Consider the following 17,515-nt stretch of genomic DNA (forward strand, 5'->3'; position numbering starts at 1 on the left):
CGCTCCGGGGCGGGCCTGCCTTTTTTCCGCCAGATTTCAACTGGTCCTGGCCGACAGAAAGTATACAATATTCGTGCAGTATAGATGCCGCAGTATTTCAGGACATTTCGATGACCCAGCGCAATGTAATCGGCCTCTCGGACGACATCGTCGTCAGCCCGGAAGGCCTGCGGATCACGCTGGTCACCGAGGAAGGCCCGCTGTCGGTCGAGCTGCCCCTACTGCTGGCCGAGAAGCTGCTGCTCAACCTGCGCGCCGCCGCCGACGACGCCCACCGCATCCGGATCGAGCAGGGCAACCCGCTCGGCCGCGCCGTCACCTCGGCCGACAAGCCGCCGCTCGACACCGCCGGCTGCATGGCGACCATGGCCCGCGACGGCCGCATCCTGCTGCAGTTCCGCCATGCCGCGGCCAAGACGACCTCGCTCTTCGTGCCGCGGGTCGGGGCGGCGATGCTGGCCCGGGCGCTCACCGACCTCAGCGGGCCGGGCCAGGACCGCCGCGCCGAGGGCAAGCCCGGCGCCGGCGAGGGCCGCAAGGCCACCCGCGACGCCTGATCCCGGCGGGCGGGGGCCTGCGGCGGCTCACTCCGCCTTGATGCCCCGCTCCCGCACCACCTGTCCCCAGGCCGCCATCTGCCGGTCGAGGAAGGCGGCGAATTCGCCCGGTGTGCCGCCGACGATGTCCACCCCCTGGCCCTCGACCAGCCGCTGCCGCACCACCGGCTCGGCCAGCGCCGCGGCCAGCGCCGCGGCGAAGCGCGCCAGCACCGCCGCCGGCACCCCGGCCGGGCCCAGCACGCCCCAGAAGGCCTCGGCGTCGACGCCGGGGAAGCCCGATTCGGCGACCGTCGGCAGGTCGGGGAGGGAGGCCGAACGCGCCGCCCCGGTCTGCACCAGCGCCCGCAGCCGCGTCCCCACCTGGCCGCCGAGCCCGACGCGGGAGGCGATGGCGAGGTCGACCTCGCCCGAGACCGCCGCCGTCGCCAGCGGCCCGCCGCCGCGGTAGGGCACGTGCACCAGGCTGAAGCCGCCGCGCTGCTGCAGCACCTCCATCGTCAGATGCGCCAGGCTGCCGGCGCCGACGGTGCCGTAGGTGATGGTGTCCGGCCTCGCCTTCGCCGCCGCCGCCACCTCGGCCAGGCTGGTCCAGGGCCGGCCCGCCGGCGTCGTCAGCAGCATCGGCGCGGTCGCCAGCAGCATCACCGGGGCGAAGTCGCGCTTCGCATCGAAGCCGGCATTCGGGTTCAGTGCATTGGCCGTCGCATGGCTGTCGAAGACCAGCACCCAGGTATTGCCGTCGGGCGCCGCCCGCGCCGCCGCCTGGGTGCCGAGCGCCCCCGCCGCGCCGGAGCGGTTCTCGACCACGACAGGCACGCCGAGGCTGACCTGCAGCGCCGGCACCAGCAGCCGGGCGATGGTGTCGACGCTGCCGCCGGGCGGGAAGGGGGCGATGATGCGGATCGGCCCGGCGGGCCAGGCGGGCTGGGCGCGGGCGGCGCCGGCGCCGAGGGCAAGGCTCGCGGCAAGCACGGCGCGGCGGGTGGGCATCGGCGCAAACCTCCCTCGGGCGCGCGGACCAGAAACGGTTCAGTCCAGCGCGCGGAAAACCGGTCACTCTTCAATAAAAACCGCCGAGTATTCCCGCGCGGGACGCATTCCCCGCCCGGCGGGACCCGGCCGCGCCGCTCAATCCGGCCGGATGCCGTTGTCCCGCACCACCTTGCCCCAGGTTTCGATCGCCTTGGCCAGGAAGGCGCCGAATTCCGGGCCGCCCTTCGGGTCCAGGTCGACGCCGAGCGTGGCGGTCAGCCGCTCCTGCACCATCGGCACCGCCAGCGCCGTGCGCAGCGCCGCCTCGAAGCGGGCGCGGATCGGCGCCGGAGTCGCCGCCGGGGCCAGCACGCCCCAGAAGGCATCGGCGGTCACCGGCACGCCGAGTTCGGTCAGCGTCGGCACGCCCGGCGCGACCCGCGCCCGGCGGGAGCCGGTGCTGACCAGCGGCCGGATCGCCTCCGCCTCGATCTGCGAGGCGAGCACGGTGCCGGTCGCGGTCGGCAGATCGACCTCGCCGGTCGCCGAGGCGGTCACCAGCGGCCCGCCGCCGCGATAGGGGACGTGCACGAAGCTGGTGCCGGTCTCGCGCTCGATCAGCTTCATGGTCAGATGCGCCAGCGAGCCGTTGCCGATGGTGCCGTAGCTGATGGTATCCGGCTTCGCCTTGGCCGCTGCCAGAAGCTGCTTGAAATCCTGCCAGGGCCGCGACTTGTGGGCGGTGACCAGCATGGCCGCGGTGCCGATCAGCAGCACCGGCGCCAGGTCCTTCTGGGTGTCGAAGCCCATGTTCGGGATCAGCGCCGGGTTCACCGCATGGGTGTCGAAGACCAGCACCCAGGTATTCCCGTCGGGCGCCGCGCGGGCGACCTCCCGCGTGCCGATCGAGCCGGAGGCGCCGCCCTTGTTGTCGACCACCACCGGCACGCCGAGCGCCGCGCTCAGATGCGGCTGCAGCAGGCGCGAGATGGCATCGACGCTGCCGCCGGGCGGGAAGGGCGCCACCAGGCGGATCGGCCCGGCCGGCCAGGCCGGCTGGGCGATGGCGGGGGCGGCGAGGACGAGGCCGCTGGCCAGCGCGGCGCGACGGGTGAACATGATGCGGAAGCTCCCGGTTTTCCCGCCCTAGGAGGCGACGCCCGCGCCGCCGTCAAGGCCCGATGCCGAGAGCACCGGTCAGAAGGGCTTGGACGGCTCCTGCCCGCGCCCGCCGCTGGCCCGGGCCGCCACCAGCACCCGGCGGATCTCGCCCTCCGCCTTCTCCAGCTCCTTGGTCGCGCTCGCCCGCTGCGCCTGGGCGTCGTTGGCGATCCGCAGGCTGTCCTCGATGGTGGCGACGAGCGAGGCATTGGCCTTCTTCACCGCCTCGATGTCGAAGACGCCGCGCTCGATCTGCACCCGCGCCTCGGCATTGCCCTGGCGCAGCCGCTCGGCATTGCCGGTCAGCAGCTCGTTGGTCAGGTCGGTCGCGTCCTTCAGGCTGCGCCCGGCCTCCCGCATGTTCTGGATCGCCAGCGCCTGGGCCAGCTGCTGGCGCCACAGCGGCACGGTATTGGCGATGACGCTCTGGATCTTGGCGGCGAGCGCCTTGTCGTTCTCCTGGATCAGCCGGATTGAGGGCAGCGCCTGCATCGCCACCTGCCGGGTCAGCCGCAGGTCGTGCACCCGCCGCTCCAGCTCGTCCCGCGCGGTGCGGAGGTCGCGCAGCTTCTGCGCCGCGGTCGAATCGCCGCCCTCGACCTCCCGCGCCATGGCCGGGATCGCTTCTCCATCCACCCGCTTCAGCACCGTGTCGCCGGCGGCGATGTGGTCGCCGAGCGCATGGAACCACTCGAGCGTCGCGGCATAGAGCCGCTCCAGCTTCTCCACGTCCTCGAGCAGCCGGGTGCGGTGGGTGTCGAGCTTGTCGCCCACCGCCTCCACCTGGCCCTTGATTGTCTCGTAGCGCTGCAGGACCTTGGCCGTCTCCGCCCGCGCCTTACCAAACAGCCGGGCGAAGAAGCCGACCTTGTCGCCCAGGCCGCGCATGTCGAAGCCGCGCAGCGTGCCGATCAGGGTCGAGAGCGTGACCCCGGCCTCGCCCGCCTCGCGGTTCTTGGCGCCTTCCAGCATGGCGTCGGCGGCGACCGTCGCGCGGTTCTGCGCCTCCTGGCCGAAGCGCAGGATGCTGGCGGGGTCGGCGATGTCGAGCCGCGCCGCCAGCTTCGCCACCTCGGCCTCGCGCGGCGGCAGCACCGGCTCGAGTGCCACTTCGGGCGTGGTCTGGATCGTGTTGCTCATCGGTAGCCTTCCTCGCGCAGCCGGTCTGACAGCACCTTCACCTGGATCTCGAGCGCCGCGCTCTCCTCGCGCGACAGCCTCTCCCGCAACTCCCCGGCGGTCCGGGTCAACTCGTCGAGCAGCGGCGGCAGGCCCTCCGGCGCCGCCGCCCCGGCCTCGAGCCGGGCGGTGATGCGCTCCAGCCCGTCGAGGTGCACGGCCAGGAAGCGGCGCGCCTGCGGCAGCCGGTCCGGATGCTGGGTCAGGTCGTCCAGCACCCCCTCCATCGCGGAGGCCACGCCCCGCAGCCTCGGGTCGGCCCGGCGCTCGGCCACCGCCTCGATCCGCGCCAGCCGCGCCCGGCTCTCGGCCACCACGCCCGCCGCCCGGTCGGGCGCCGCCGGAACTGCAACCGGCTCGGGCTTCGGCGGCGGCGGGGGCGGCGCCACCTCGGGCAGCGCCTGGTACATCATGCGGGTGCCGAACAGCGCCCCGGCGCCGAAGACGAAGGGCATCACGCTGCCCATGTCGCCGGCCAGGCTCGCCGCCAGCCCGGTGCCCGCCGCCATCAGGAAGGAGGCCCGCCTGGCATCCCCCGTCCGCCCGCGCCGCAGCACCCGCGCGGCCAGCAGGCTGGCGCCGAAGCCCAGCACCGCGCCCAGCGCCGCCCGGTCGTCGTCGCCGATCGCAAACAGCAGCGCCGCCGGCAGCAGCGGCGAGGCGAAGACCGGCAGCGCCAGCCCCCGCCAGCGCGTCCGCAACCCCACCCAGGCGCCCAGGGCGCCGCGCGCGACCTCGGCCACCATCAGTCGAACAGCCCGCCGACGCTGCGGACCAGCGCGATCACGCCGACCAGCCAGGTCGAGGCGGTCAGCAGCACGCCGCCCCAGGCCCAGACCAGCGGCGTCGTCAGCGGCAGGGGGCTGCCACCGGCCGGGCGGAGCACGGGACCGGGTGCGGGTTGGCGGGCATCCATCGTCACGTTGCGTTCCATCATGGCAGGCCGTTACATCGCCCGCGCCGGCGCCACTATCAAGCGCGCCGCATGCAACGGATCGTGACGGGAAACGTGCCATGGATAAAATAGCAATTGTTGGCGCCGGCCTCATCGGCCGCGCCTGGGCCATGGTCTTCGCCCGCGCCGGCCTGCCCGTCACCCTCTGGGACAAGGCCCCGGGCGTGGCCGAGGCGGCGCTCGGCCTCATCGCCGAGAGCCTGGCCGACCTGCACGCCGCCGGCCTGGTCACCGAGGCCCCCGCCGCCATCGCCGCCCGCATCGCCGCCGCGGAAACCCTGGCCGACTGCGTCGCCGGCGCCACCCACGTGCAGGAGAACGGGCCCGAACGCCTCCTCCCGAAGCAGGAGCTCTTCGCCGAGCTCGACCGGCTCTGCGGCCCGGAGGTGGTGCTCGCCTCCTCGACCAGCGGCATCCCGGCCAGCGACTTCACCGGCAACCTGCGCGGCCGCGGCCGCTGCCTGGTCGCCCACCCGGTGAACCCGCCCTACCTCATCCCCCTGGTCGAGCTGGTCGGCGCCCCCTGGACCGACCCGGCCGTCATCGCCCGCACCCGCGCCCTGATGGACCGGGTCGGCCAGGTGCCGGTGGTGGCGCTGAAGGAGACCCGCGGCTTCGTCCTCAACCGCCTCCAGGCGGCGCTGGTGGCCGAGGCCTTCCGCATGGTGCGGGACGGGGTGATGTCCCCGGCCGACGTCGATGCCTGCGTGAAGGACGGGCTCGGCCTGCGCTGGTCCTTCATGGGGCCCTTCGAGACCATCGACCTCAACGCCCCCGGCGGCGTGGCCGACTACGTCGAGCGCTTCGGCCCGCTGATGGGCGGCATCACCGAGGAACAGACCCCCTACGACTACGACGCGGCGACGGTGGAGCGGGTGACGGAGGCCCGGCGGGCGGCGCTGCCGCTGGAGAGGATCGCGGGGCGGAGCGGCTGGCGGGACCGGCGGTTGATGGCGCTGGCGGCGCATAAGAAGGGGCAGGGGGGGTAGCAGCCAAGGCCGGGAGGGCGTCGCCCTCCCGGACCCACCCACCAGGCCGGAACCCGGCCTGGACCGGTATTTGAAGCAGTGCACGAATCAAAACAAATTCAACAATTGTGGGAAAGCGACTGCAATAAAAACACAGATTTCAACTAAGAGGGAAGGGATATTTGAATTTTATCGATGATATGTTTTTTTGTATTTATGGAATCCATAAACGAAAAGAGATCGAGGTATGTTTTAGCTTCGAGAGATCTGGCTTTCACAAAAGATTTTATCAAAGGAGAAATCTTTATCGCGGCATTTACTACTATAGGGATTATATTGAAAAATATCACCTGCTTTTCAATAGAGTATTTAGACGGGTACTTGTTAAATATATCTCTCATCATATATTCCGAAATCAAGCTATTTACATTGGGGCGAAGCCTAGTCTTAGTGGGTGGCATCGAAAGTAATGTTTCCAAGTCATACCAGCTTACGGGAGTGTCAAAGGTGTCACCTCCGTCGTCCGATTCAGGGTAGTCCACCAAAAGGTATTCTTTAAAATCTTCAGGGTGGGCTTGCTGTAAATGATACGTATAAATTCCGCGAATTCGATTGGCGAGATTGTGATGTCTAGCATTTCTTATGGCAAGAATAGTTGCTGTTTCTGGGAATTCATTCCAATTAAAAATCTCCTTGTGGGTTTTGGACATTATATCGTAGATGCTGTGAAATGAGTTTAGGACCCCACTAAGCGCTTGCTCGATGTTTCCTGAAGCTTCGTGTGGGTCAATGAAGAGAAGTCGCTGTGATTGAAAGTGTGCTTCGAAAAAAATTCGCAATGACTGCGCCAGTCCCTCGAAAGCGTCTGTAATCATTGTTAATGACCCTGGTTGCTGAACCAAACTGCTACAGCATCAATCTATCAGAAAAATTTTCGCGGCAACAAGTTATTTTATCAGAACAAAATTCCGCGTTTGGAGAGTTGCTATTGTTACAGTGCGTTGGTGCCAGCATTTTGCTTGGATGCATGAGTGTTGTGCCGCCCTAAATTTATGGATTTTGTGTGAAATCGCTGAGTGCAATCCATGATTTGTTTCAAATAACAAAAAATTAGTACGAGGCGTCATATGTCCCAAACCCTCTCCACCCTCCTCGCCGCCGCCATCACCTCCGGCACCACCACCGGCCTCGCCGCCACGATCGGGACCTCCACCCGCACCCTCTACACCGGCGCCTTCGGCCTCCGCTCCGCCGCCGAGCCCGCGGTGCCCTTCACCCCCGACACCGTGGTCTGGATCGCCTCCATGACCAAGGCGATCACCAGCATCGCCGCCCTGCAGCAGGTCGAGGCCGGCCGCCTCAGCCTCGACGGCCCGATCGCCGACATCCTCCCCGAGCTCGCCGCGCCCGAGGTGCTGGAAGGCTTCACCCCCGGGGGCGAGCCCATCCTCCGCCCTGCCCGCGGCCGCATCACCCTCCGCCAGCTCCTCACCCATACCTCGGGCTTCAGCTACAACACCTGGAACGGGGATATCCTCCGCTACATGCAGCAGGCGGGCACCCCCGCCATCGCCACCTGCCGCCGCGCCGCCCTCCGCACCCCCCTCGTCGCCGACCCCGGCACCGCCTGGAACTACGGCATCGGCATCGACTGGGCCGGGCTGGCGGTGGAGGCCGTCACCGGCCGGACCCTGGCCGAGGCCATAGCCGAGGGCATCACCGGCCCCCTCGGCATGGCCGATACCGGCTTCCGCCTCACGCCCGCCATGCGCGGCCGCCTCGCCGCCATGCATGTCCGCACCGCCGAGGGCACCCTCAAGCCCATCCCCTTCGAGATCCCGCAGGACCCCGAATTCCACATGGGCGGCGGCGGCCTCTACTCCACCGCGCCGGACTACCTGCGCTTCTGCCGCATGGTCCTGGCCGGCGGCACGCTGGACGGCGCCCGCATCCTAGCGCCCGAGACCACCGCCGCGCTCGGCCGCAGCCAGATGGGCGCGCTGAAGGTCTCCCGCCTGGTCAGCGTCCTGCCGGGCGCCTCGCACGATGCCGAGTTCTTCCCCGGCCAGCCCAAGTCCTGGTCCTGCGCCTTCATGCTGAACGAGCAGGCCCACCCGGAGGGCGGCCGCGGCCCCGGCAGCATGGCCTGGGCCGGCCTCGGCAATACCTATTACTGGATCGACCCGGCCCGCGACCTCGCCGGGGTGCTGGTGACCCAGAGCCTGCCCTTCGCCGACCCCAAGGTGCTGGCGCTGCTCGACGCCTTCGAACGCGCCGCCTACGCGCTCTAGCCCGGGAACTGGCTTGCGCCGGGACTTCAGCAGGCGGCGACAAACCATTGATCTTAAAATAATTAATGCCCGGCCGGTGCCGTGGCCCCGCCGGGGATCGCGCCAGGCTGCACCCGAACCGCCGGCTGCGGCGTTGCACCCCATCTGCCGGCCCGCCCCGGGCCGGCCAACCGGAGCAACCCCCGCATGAGCAAGCCCACCAATACCTGGTACGTCGTCGCCGATGGCGGCAAGGCCCGCATCCTCACCAAGACCGACGACGGCATGCGCACGCTCCGCAGCTTCGACGCCTCCGGCAAGGCGAACGACGTCGAGAACGCCGACAGCGGCACCAGCCAGCTCAAGGCCCCCAAGGCCGATCCCAAGGACCAGGCCGAGTCTCACTTCGCCAAGGCCATCGCCGACCACCTGAACGAGGCCATCCGCCGCCACCAGACCGACAACCTGGTGATCGCCGCCGCCCCGCAGGTCCTGCACGGCATCCGCGAGGGCCTGAGCAAGGAGGCCGCCGCCAAGGTCGAGACGACGATGAGCAAGGACTACACCAACCTGCCCGACGCCGAGCTCGCCTCCCACTTCGCCTGAGCCTTGCATCCGTCCGCGGAACAGGATTATAAGCCTAGCGTCAGCCGGGCCTTCGCGCCCGGCTGGCGGCCCTGGCCCCTAAAACGCTCAATTCTAAAATTTCCCCGGCAAAATTCTGCAGGATCAACGGACTGGCCGGCGACGCTTGAGCGGCATTGAGCCGAATTGAGCGAATTTGAGCGGAATTTATTTCCGCTCGCTGCGCGGGTCGAGCGCATCCCGCAGCCCGTCGCCCATCAGGTTGAAGGCCAGCACCACCAGGAAGATCGCCAGCCCCGGGAAGACCGCCAGCCAGGGCGCCTGGGTCAGGAAGCGCTGCGCCGAATTCAGCATCGACCCCCAGCTCGGCGCCGGCGGCTGCTGCCCGAGCCCGAGGAAGCTGAGCGAGGCCTCGGCGATGATCGCCTCGGCGATGGAGAGCGTCGCCTGCACCAGCAGCGGCGGCACGATGTTCGGCAGCACGTGCAGCAGCCCGAGCCGCCAGGGCGGGTTGCCCAGGGCGCGGGCCGCCTCCACCCAATCCGTCGCCTTGACCTCGAGCGTCATGCCCCGCGCCAACCGGACGAAGACCGGCGAGGCCGTGATGGCGATCGCCAGCATGGCATTCTCCAGCGCCGGCCCGAGGAAGGCGGCCAGGGCGATGGCCAGGATCAGGAAGGGCACCGAGAGCATCGCATCCGCGACGCGGGAGACCAGCGTATCCGTCCAGCCCCCCGCCAGCCCCGCCAGCAGCCCGACCGGCACCCCGATCAGCAGCGCCACCGTCACCGAGATCACCCCCGCCGCCATCGAGGCCCGCGCCCCCCAGAGCACCCGGGAGAGCACGTCCCGCCCGTTCTCGTCCGTGCCGAACCAATGTTCGGCGGAGGGCGGCTTGCGGATCGCGGTCCAGGAGGTCTGCAGCGGATCTGCCGGGGAGATCCAGGGCGCCAGCAGCGCCGCCAGGAGGAAGGCGACCACCACCACCAGCCCGAACACCGCCAGCCGATGCCGCAGGAAGCGCCGCAGCGCCCGCCGGGCGGGGCTCTCGGCCGCGCTCGGGCGCGGCGCCGCCGCGGTCATGGTCCCGTCGAGCCCCTGGCGCTGCATGCGGCGATCCCTCCGCAGGCCGCGGCGGCCTGGGCTTGAAGTGGACCCGCGCGGCCCCCGCGCCGAGGGGCCGCAGCGGGCGCGGCTGAAGCCCGCTTCTACCGGCCTGCCGCCCGCCCCGGCAAATTCGCCGCCCCACCCGGCTGCGCTATGCTGGCCGCATGTCCCAATCCAGGCCCGACCCCGATGCCCTGCTCGCCGTCGCGGCCCGGGAGGGCAGGGGCCGGCTGAAGGTCTTCCTCGGCGCCGCCCCCGGCGTCGGCAAGACCTACGCCATGCTGGAGGAGGCCCGCCGCCGTCAGGCCGGCGGCACCGATGTCCTGGCCGGCCTCATCGAGACCCACGGCCGGGCGGAGACGGAAGCCCAGCTCGGCACCCTGCCCGTGCTGCCCCGCATCGCCCCCGGCGACCCCCGCCTCGCCGAATTCGACCTCGACGCCGCGCTCGCCCGCCGCCCCGCGGTGCTGCTGCTGGACGAGCTGGCCCATAGCAACGCCCCCGGCAGCCGCCACCCCAAGCGCTGGCAGGACGTGGCGGAGCTGCGCGCCGCCGGCATCGAGGTCTGGACCACCATGAACATCCAGCACCTGGAAAGCCTGTCGGAGCCGGTCGCCCGCATCACCGGCATCCGCGTGGCGGAGACCGTGCCCGACCGGGTGCTGGCCGAGGCCGATGCGGTCGAGCTGATCGACCTCCCCCCGGCCGAGCTGCTGGAGCGGCTGCGCCAGGGCAAGGTCTACCGCCCCGACCAGGCGGCCCGCGCCCTGCGCGGCTTCTTCCGCGAGGGCAACCTGGCGGCGCTCCGCGAACTCGCGCTCCGCCGCACCGCCGACCGGGTCGATGCCGACGTCACCGGCTACATGCGCAGCCACGCCATCGCCGGTCCCTGGCCGAGCGGCGACCGGGTGCTGGCGCTGCTCGGCGGCGATGCCGGTGCCGCGGCGGTGGTCCACCACGCCCGGCGGATTGCCGATGCGCTGCGGGCGCCGCTGCTGGCGCTGCATGTCGAGCGGCCGGCGGCGCTCGCGGCCGGCGGCGTCGCCGCGGCCGCGCTCCGCCTCGCCGAGGGACTCGGCGCCGAGGCCGAGACGGTGGTGGCGGCCGACCTGCCGCGCGCCAGCCTGGCCGAGGCGCGGGCCCGCAACCCCACCCACCTCGTGCTCGGCCGCGGCCGCCCGGCCTGGTGGCGGCGCGGCCTGGCGACGGCGCTGCTGCGCCAGGGCGCCGGTTACACCCTGCACCTGGTGCCCGAGCCGGCCGCGCCGCTGCGCGCCCCGCGGCCCCGGCCCGCCCTGCCGCGCTGGTTCGGCTGGGCGGCGGTGCCGGCGCTGGTCGCCGGCGCGACGCTGGTCGCCTTCGCCACCGACGGCACCGTGCCGGAAGGCGCGATGGGCATGATCTACCTCGTCGCCATCGTCGCCGCGGCGGTGGGCTTCGGCCCGGCACAGGGGCTGGCGGCGGCGGCGCTGGCCTTCCTCGCCTGGAATTTCCTGTTCCTGCCGCCGCGCTACACGCTGGCGATCGCCGGACCGCAGGACGTGGTGGGCGTCGTGGTCTTCGCCCTGGTGGCGCTGCTGCTGGCCGGCACCACCGGCGGGCTCGGCCGCTCGGTGCGGGCGGCCCAGGCGCGGCTGCACGGGCTGCGGCGGCTGGTCGAGTTCAGCCGGCTGCTCGGTGCCGCCGGCACCCCGGGCGACCTGCTGGAGGCGGTGGCGCGCCAGGCCGAGCGCATCGCCGGCCGCCCCGCCTGCGTGCTCATGCCGCTGCCCCCGCCACCGGGCCAGACGGACGCCGAACCGGTGCTCCGCGCCGCCGTGCCGCAGGAGGCCGAGCCGGACGCGGCGGCCATGGCCGCGGCGCGCTGGGCCCTGGCGCATGGCCGCCCGACCGGTCGCGGCACCGATACCCTGCCGGCCGGCACCGCCTGGCAATTCCGCCCGATGCGCACCGCCCGCGGCACGGTCGGGCTGCTCGGGCTGCGGCTCGGCGACGCGGCGGCGCTGGAGGCCGAGGCCGACCGGACGCTGGATGCGCTGCTCGACCAGGCGGCGGTCGCGATCGAGCGCGCCGAGCTGATGGAGGCCGGCGCCCGCGCCGCCGCCCGGGCCGAGACCGAGCAGCTCCGGGTCGCGCTCCTGACTTCGCTCGGCCACGACCTGCGGACGCCGCTGACCGCCATCCGCGGCGCCCTCGGCACCCTGCGGGCCGCCAACCTGCCGGCGGCGGTGCGCGAGGATCTGCTGACCGCCGCCGAGGAGGAGACGGTGCGGCTGACCCGGACCATCGGCAACATCCTCGACATCGTCCGGCTGGAGAATGGCCAGGTCGAGCCCCGCCGCGAGCCGGTCGACGTCGCCGAGGCGCTGGAGGCCGCCGCCGCCCGGCTGGAACGCGCCACCGGCCGCCGCATCCGCCGCCGCATCGAGCCGGGGCTGCCGGAGCCGCGGCTCGATCCGGCGCTGCTTGACCAGGTGCTGGGCAATCTGCTCGACAACGCCCTCAAATTCTCCGGCCCGGAGGGCGCGGTCACGGTCGCGGCGCGGCGGGAGGGCATGGAAGTGGCGATGCTGGTGGAGGACGACGGCCCGGGCATCCCCTCGGGCGAGCTGGGGCGGATCTTCGCCCCCTTCTTCCGCGCCAGCCGGGCCGACCGGATCGCCGCCGGCAGCGGCCTCGGCCTCGCCATCGGCCGCGGCCTGACCCAGGCCATGGGCGGGCGGATCGGCGCCGAGAGCCCCATCCTGCCCGGCGGCCGCGGCACCCGGCTGATCCTGCGCTTCCCGGCATGAGCCAGCCCGAGGGCCCCCGCATCCTGGTCATCGACGACGAGCCGCAGATCCACCGCTTCCTCGGCCCGGCGCTGGAGGCGGCCGGCTATGCCCCGCTGCGCGCCGAGACCGCGGCGGAAGGCCTGCGGCTGGCCGCCACCCGCAGCCCGGCGCTGGTGCTGCTCGACCTCGGCCTGCCCGACCTCGACGGGCAGCAGGTGCTGGCCCGGCTGCGCGGCTTCTGCGCCGCGCCGGTCATCATCGTCTCGGCGCGGGAGCGGGAGGCGGAGAAGGTCGCGGCGCTGGACGCCGGGGCGGACGACTACGTCGAGAAGCCCTTCGCCCTCGGCGAGCTGCTGGCCCGGGTGCGGGCGGCGCTGCGCCGGGCCGCCGCCGCCGCTGGGGCGCCCGACCCGGCCGGGGTGGTGCGGCTGGCCGGGCTCGAGGTCGACCTCGGCCGCCGCCAGGCCCGGGTGGAAGGCCAGCCGCTGAAGCTGACCCCGCGCGAATGGTCGCTACTGGTGGCGCTGCTGCGGGCCAGCGGCCGGGTGGTGACGCAGCGGCAATTGCTGACCGCCATCTGGGGCCCGGCGCATGCCGAGGATGCGCAGTACCTGCGGGTCTATGTCGGCCAGCTGCGGCAGAAGCTCGGCCCCGCCGCCGGGCTGCTGCGGACCGAGCCGGCGGTGGGCTACCGGCTCTCGGACGAGGCCTGATCGGCCTCGCGCCGCGGCACCCCGGCGGCGGCGGCCAGCGCGAGCAGCTCCGCGCCGACCCACCATTCCTGCCAGATGCCGAAGCTCAGCATCGCCGTCACCGCGCCGGCCGCCAGCATGGCCAGCGCGACCGCATTGCCGCAGGCCAGCGCCAGCCCCGCCGCCAGCAGCGCCGCCAGCACCACGCCCGGCCAGCCGAGCTCCAGCCGGAGCTGCAGCGCGCCATTGTGCGGATGCAGCGGCAGCAGCTGGGCGGTGGCCAGCCAGCCATGGCTCGCCGAGCCGCCGTCGAGCCCGAAGCGGCCGAGCGCCGCCGGCCCCGGATGGTCCGACCGGCCGGGGATGCTGCGGCTCGCCTCCATGCCCCAGCCCAGCAGCGGCCGGTCGTCGATGCGGTGGATGACGAAATCCCAGATCAGCAGCCGGTGCGCCGCCGAGGGAGGGATCCCCGCCGCCGGCACCCCGCGGGTCAGCACCGGGCCGAGCGCCAGCGGCATGGCGATGATCGCCAGCGCCAGTGCCGCGCCGAGGGTGACGGCGGTCCGCCGCGGCAGCAGCAGCGCCACCGCGCCGGTGACCAGCGCCGCGCCGACCGCCAGCTTGGCCGCTTCCCCCGGCAGCGCCACCAGCACCGCCGCGCCGCCGAGCAGGACCAGCGCCCGCAGCCAGCGCGGCAGCGGCGCCGCCGCCACCAGCGGCAGCCACAGCGCCATGGCCGAGGCCGCCGGCTTGAGGCCGAAGGCGAGGCCGGGCGGGATGGTCTCGAGCCCGCGCACCGCGGCGCGGATGGCATTGCCGCTGGCGGCATCCAGCCCGGCCAGCGCCAGCCCGCCGACCAGCCCGGCGGTCGCCAGCCGCAGCAGCCGGCGCTGCGCCGCCACGGCATCGGCCGCCACCGCCCTTGCGGCGGCGATGCCGAGGGCGACGAAGCCGCCGAGCTGCAGCGCGGTGCCGAGCGCCCGCCAGGGCTCCGGCGCCCAGGCGGCGGTCAGCGCCGCCCAGCCGAAGGTCGCCAGGGCCAGCCCGGCCAGGATATTGCGGGGGAAATCCACCGGCCAGGACCAGCCGCCCAGCGCCCGCCGATGCGCCAGCACGCAGCCCGCCAGCGCGACAACCGCGATGGGGGCCAGTGCCTTCGACTGCAGCACCCCGGCCGCCGGCGCGATCGCCAGCGCGACGGCCAGGGGGAAGCTCGGCGCGGCCCACCAGGGCCGCGCCGCATCCATCGTGTTCAAGCCATGGACTCTTTCAGCTCGGCCAGGTCAGACCGCGGCGAGGCTTTCGCGGCGGACCGTCACCATGATCTCGTCCAGCGACTTGCCGAAGCGGTTCAGCATCTCGTCGACCTCCTCCTCGGTGATGATCAGCGGCGGGGAGAAGCCGAGGCTGTCATTGGCCATGGAGCGCAGGATGACGCCGTTCTGCTCGCCGACCTTGGTCAGGCGGATGCCGACCTTCTGCGCTGGGTCGAAGTTGCGCTTGGTCGCCTTGTCGGCCACCAGCTCGACGGCGCCGATCATGCCGGTGCCGCGGACCTCGCCGACCAGCGGGTGGTCGGCGAAGCGGGCGCGGAGCTGCGCCTGGAGATAGGCACCGACCTTCGCCACATGGTCGCCCATGTTCATTTCGTCGTAGATCTTCAGCGTCTCGATGGCGACCGCGGCCGGCACCGGATGGCCGGAATAGGTGAAGCCATGGCCCCAGGTGCCGATGGTCGACGACCCCTCGGCGATGCCCTGGAAGACCTTCTCGTTCACCATCACCGCCGAGATCGGCAGGTAGGAGGCGCTGAGCGCCTTGGCGCAGACCAGGATGTCCGGCTCGATGCCGAGCGTCTGGCTGCCCCAGTAGCTGCCGGTGCGCCAGAAGCCGCAGATCACCTCGTCGACCACCATCAGCACGTCGTGCTTCTTCAGCACCGCCTGGATCTTCGGGAAGTAGGTGGCGGGCGGCAGGATGACGCCGCCGGCGCCCATGATCGGCTCGGCCCAGAAGGCGGCGACCGTCTCCGGCCCCTCGGCGATGATCTTGGCGTCCAGCTCCTCGGCGAGGCGGGTGGCGAAGGCCTCCTCGGATTCGCCGGGCAGGGCGTTGTGGTAGTGGTGCGGCGTCGAGACGTGGTGGAAGCCCGGCAGCGGCAGGTCGAACAGCTTGTGGTTCACCGGCAGGCCGGTGAGCGAGGCGGCGGCGAGGGTGATGCCGTGGTAGCCCTTGATCCGGGCGATCAGCTTCTTCTTCTCGGGCCGGCCGATCGCGTTGTTCATGTACCAGATCATCTTGATGGCGCTGTCGTTCGCCTCCGACCCGGAGTTGGCGAAGAAGACCTTGCTCATCTTCGCCGGCGCACGCTCGATCAGCATCTCGCTGAGGTCGATCAGCGGCTCGTGCGACTTGGCGGTGAAGGCGTGGTAGAACGGGAGCTTGCGCATCTGCGTCGCGGCGGCCTGGACCAGGCGCTCGTTGTCGAAGCCGAGGCTGGCGCACCACAGCCCGGCGACGCTCTCGATGTATTCCTTGCCCTGGTCGTCATAGACCCGGACGCCCTTGCCGCGGCTGATGACGACCGGGCCGGTCTCGAGATGCGCCTTGTGGTCGGTATAGGGGTGCAGCGCATAGGCGATGTCACGGGCGGCATTGGAATTGCGGGGCGGGGTCATGGCAGGGCCTTCCTGACGGATGCCGCATCCTAGGCCCGGAAGGCCGGGCAACCCAAGACCTGCCGGCATCGTTCCGCCGCGGCGCGCTTTCCCGGGGGGGGCGCCGCGCGGCCGGGCCTGGGCTGCGGCGGCGATATCCGCTATGCGCGGGCACCATGATCGACCCCCTGCAGCTTGCCCTCTATACCGCTGCCGCCCTGCTGCTCGCGGTCACCCCGGGCCCCGGCCTCTTCTATGTCGCGGCGCGCACCCTGGCGGGCGGGCGGCCCGAGGGGGTGGCCTCCAGCTTCGGCACCGGCCTTGGCGGCATGGTCCATGTACTGGCCGGCAGCCTCGGCGTCTCCGCCATCGTTCTCGCCAGCGCCGAGGTCTTCACCGGGCTGAAGCTGGCCGGGGCTGCCTACCTCATCTGGCTCGGCGTCCGCACCATCCGGGCCGCCCGGCGGGAGCCGGCGGCCGCCCTGGCCGGCCACGATCCGGCGCCCTCGGTCGGGGCGCGGCGGGCCTTCCGCGAAGGCGTCCTGGTCGAGGCGCTGAACCCGAAGACCGCCGCCTTCTTCCTGGCCTTCGTGCCGCAGTTCGTCGACCCGGCGGCGGGCGGCGTGGCGCTGCAATTCCTGGTGCTCGGCTTCGTCTCGGTGGCGCTCAACACCCTGGCCGACCTCGGGGTGGCCTTCGCCGCGGGCCGCCTTCGCCAGGGCGCGATGGCGCGGCCCGGGCTGATCCGCCGCCTGCGCGAGGCCTCGGGGGCGGCGATGATCGCGCTCGGCCTTGGCCTGACCCTGGCGCGGCGCCCGGCCGGCTGACCGCGGCGCCCGGCGCCGGGCCCGGCCGCTACCAGGCCACCCGCTGCCCCCGGTAGTCGAGGTAGTGCAGCCCCGGCCGCCCGGCCAGCCCGGCGAGGCTGTCGAGGATGCCGGCGGTGCTGGTCCCGACATCGAGGCTGGCCTGCGGCCCGCCCATGTCGGTCCGCACCCAGCCCGGCGCGACCAGGGCGAAGCTGCGGGGGTCGCCGGCGCGGCGGGCGGCGAAGCTGCGCATCAGCGTGTTCAGCGCCGCCTTGCTGGCGCGGTAGACCTCCCAGCCGCCGCTCTCGTTGCCGGCGACGCTGCCGAGGCCGGAGGACATCAGCGCGATCAGCCCCTGCGGCGGCACCCGCTCCTGCAGCGCCTCGACCACCCGCATCGGGCTGAGCGCGTTGGTGACCATCACCCGGGTGAAATCCTCGGTGCTGACGTCGCCGATCCGCTCGGCCGGGCCGTTCGAGACGCCGGCATTGACGAAGAGCACGTCGAGCCGCGCCCCGGCGAGGCGGCCGCGCAGCGCCGCGAGCTGTCCCGGGTCGTTGATGTCGAGCCGCTCGATCGCCAGCCGGTCCCCCGCCCCGGCCTGCAGCGCGTGCAGGCCGCCTCGGGCGTCGCCGCGCACCGTGCCGATCACCCGCCAGCCGCGGGCCAGGTACTCCCGCGCGAGGCCGAGGCCGAGGCCGCGCGAGGCGCCGATGATGCAGGCGGTGAATTCGGTCATGCCGGTCCTCCTCCGCGCGTCCCCGGCAGGGGGCGAATCGGGCGACGATGTAGCCGGCGATGCCACGTCCGCGACAGCGCGAATTCG

At 72.1% G+C, this 17,515-nt stretch carries 17 protein-coding genes; 7 read left to right on the plus strand and 10 right to left on the minus strand.

All coding sequences use genetic code 11. The features are described 5' to 3' along the window. The first annotated feature begins 110 nt into the window (after positions 1–110). On the plus strand, positions 111–557 hold the full coding sequence (locus QWZ14_RS06710; RefSeq protein ID WP_290315857.1) for a hypothetical protein: 447 nt from the start codon (positions 111–113) through the stop codon (positions 555–557). Positions 558–584: 27 nt separating this feature from the next. Here QWZ14_RS06710 and QWZ14_RS06715 read toward each other — a convergent pair whose 3' ends face one another. From QWZ14_RS06715 to QWZ14_RS06735, 5 genes are all read right to left on the minus strand, one after another. Continuing rightward, positions 585–1,550: a tripartite tricarboxylate transporter substrate-binding protein gene (locus QWZ14_RS06715; RefSeq protein WP_290315858.1), complete on the minus strand. Its 966-nt coding sequence runs from the start codon at positions 1,548–1,550 to the stop codon at positions 585–587. A gap of 138 nt (positions 1,551–1,688) precedes the next feature. Beyond that, positions 1,689–2,651, minus strand: coding sequence for a Bug family tripartite tricarboxylate transporter substrate binding protein (locus tag QWZ14_RS06720; RefSeq protein ID WP_290315859.1), 963 nt, complete (start codon positions 2,649–2,651; stop codon positions 1,689–1,691). A gap of 78 nt (positions 2,652–2,729) precedes the next feature. Continuing rightward, a complete protein-coding gene (locus QWZ14_RS06725) occupies positions 2,730–3,833 on the minus strand; it encodes a toxic anion resistance protein (RefSeq protein ID WP_290315860.1) in 1,104 nt (367 codons plus the stop codon). Beyond that, complete coding sequence (locus QWZ14_RS06730) at positions 3,830–4,618, minus strand: hypothetical protein (RefSeq protein ID WP_290315861.1); 789 nt, start codon at positions 4,616–4,618, stop codon at positions 3,830–3,832. The genes QWZ14_RS06725 and QWZ14_RS06730 overlap by 4 nt, the downstream gene beginning before the upstream one ends. Next, positions 4,618–4,809, minus strand: a complete 192-nt coding sequence (locus QWZ14_RS06735; RefSeq protein ID WP_290315862.1) for a hypothetical protein — start codon at positions 4,807–4,809, stop codon at positions 4,618–4,620. The genes QWZ14_RS06730 and QWZ14_RS06735 overlap by 1 nt, the downstream gene beginning before the upstream one ends. A gap of 77 nt (positions 4,810–4,886) precedes the next feature. On the opposite strand from QWZ14_RS06735, the gene QWZ14_RS06740 reads away from it, so the two are divergent. Further along, a complete protein-coding gene (locus QWZ14_RS06740; RefSeq protein ID WP_290315863.1) occupies positions 4,887–5,816 on the plus strand; it encodes a 3-hydroxyacyl-CoA dehydrogenase in 930 nt (309 codons plus the stop codon). Positions 5,817–5,959: 143 nt separating this feature from the next. Here QWZ14_RS06740 and QWZ14_RS06745 read toward each other — a convergent pair whose 3' ends face one another. Beyond that, positions 5,960–6,505, minus strand: coding sequence for a hypothetical protein (locus QWZ14_RS06745; RefSeq protein ID WP_290315864.1), 546 nt, complete (start codon positions 6,503–6,505; stop codon positions 5,960–5,962). Positions 6,506–6,922: 417 nt separating this feature from the next. On the opposite strand from QWZ14_RS06745, the gene QWZ14_RS06750 reads away from it, so the two are divergent. Together QWZ14_RS06750 and QWZ14_RS06755 are read left to right on the plus strand one after the other, a co-directional pair. Further along, positions 6,923–8,086, plus strand: a complete 1,164-nt coding sequence (locus tag QWZ14_RS06750; protein WP_290315865.1) for a serine hydrolase domain-containing protein — start codon at positions 6,923–6,925, stop codon at positions 8,084–8,086. Positions 8,087–8,272: 186 nt separating this feature from the next. Next, entirely contained in the window at positions 8,273–8,671 is a 399-nt protein-coding gene (locus QWZ14_RS06755) for a host attachment protein (RefSeq protein ID WP_290315866.1), read from the plus strand. Between the two features lie 186 nt (positions 8,672–8,857). Here QWZ14_RS06755 and QWZ14_RS06760 read toward each other — a convergent pair whose 3' ends face one another. Next, complete coding sequence (locus QWZ14_RS06760; RefSeq protein ID WP_290315867.1) at positions 8,858–9,760, minus strand: ABC transporter permease; 903 nt, start codon at positions 9,758–9,760, stop codon at positions 8,858–8,860. A gap of 161 nt (positions 9,761–9,921) precedes the next feature. Between QWZ14_RS06760 and QWZ14_RS06765 the strand changes: the two genes are divergently transcribed. After that, positions 9,922–12,549, plus strand: a complete 2,628-nt coding sequence (locus QWZ14_RS06765; RefSeq protein WP_290315868.1) for a sensor histidine kinase — start codon at positions 9,922–9,924, stop codon at positions 12,547–12,549. Beyond that, positions 12,546–13,244: a response regulator gene (locus tag QWZ14_RS06770; protein WP_290315869.1), complete on the plus strand. Its 699-nt coding sequence runs from the start codon at positions 12,546–12,548 to the stop codon at positions 13,242–13,244. Before QWZ14_RS06765 ends, QWZ14_RS06770 begins: the two co-directional genes overlap by 4 nt. On the opposite strand, the gene QWZ14_RS06775 is transcribed toward QWZ14_RS06770, so the two are convergent. Next, a complete protein-coding gene (locus QWZ14_RS06775; RefSeq protein WP_290315870.1) occupies positions 13,220–14,479 on the minus strand; it encodes an O-antigen ligase family protein in 1,260 nt (419 codons plus the stop codon). The genes QWZ14_RS06770 and QWZ14_RS06775 overlap by 25 nt on opposite strands. A gap of 27 nt (positions 14,480–14,506) precedes the next feature. Further along, positions 14,507–15,901: an aspartate aminotransferase family protein gene (locus QWZ14_RS06780; RefSeq protein WP_290315871.1), complete on the minus strand. Its 1,395-nt coding sequence runs from the start codon at positions 15,899–15,901 to the stop codon at positions 14,507–14,509. A 155-nt stretch (positions 15,902–16,056) separates the two neighbouring features. Between QWZ14_RS06780 and QWZ14_RS06785 the strand changes: the two genes are divergently transcribed. Beyond that, on the plus strand, positions 16,057–16,707 hold the full coding sequence (locus tag QWZ14_RS06785; protein WP_290315872.1) for a LysE family translocator: 651 nt from the start codon (positions 16,057–16,059) through the stop codon (positions 16,705–16,707). 28 nt (positions 16,708–16,735) lie between these two features. Here the strand turns inward: QWZ14_RS06785 and QWZ14_RS06790 are convergent, their stop codons facing one another. Next, positions 16,736–17,428, minus strand: coding sequence for an SDR family NAD(P)-dependent oxidoreductase (locus tag QWZ14_RS06790; RefSeq protein ID WP_290315873.1), 693 nt, complete (start codon positions 17,426–17,428; stop codon positions 16,736–16,738). Positions 17,429–17,515: the final 87 nt, after the last annotated feature.

It is taken from the genome of Paeniroseomonas aquatica (assembly GCF_030409335.1).
GTDB classification, from domain to species: domain Bacteria; phylum Pseudomonadota; class Alphaproteobacteria; order Acetobacterales; family Acetobacteraceae; genus Belnapia; species Belnapia aquatica.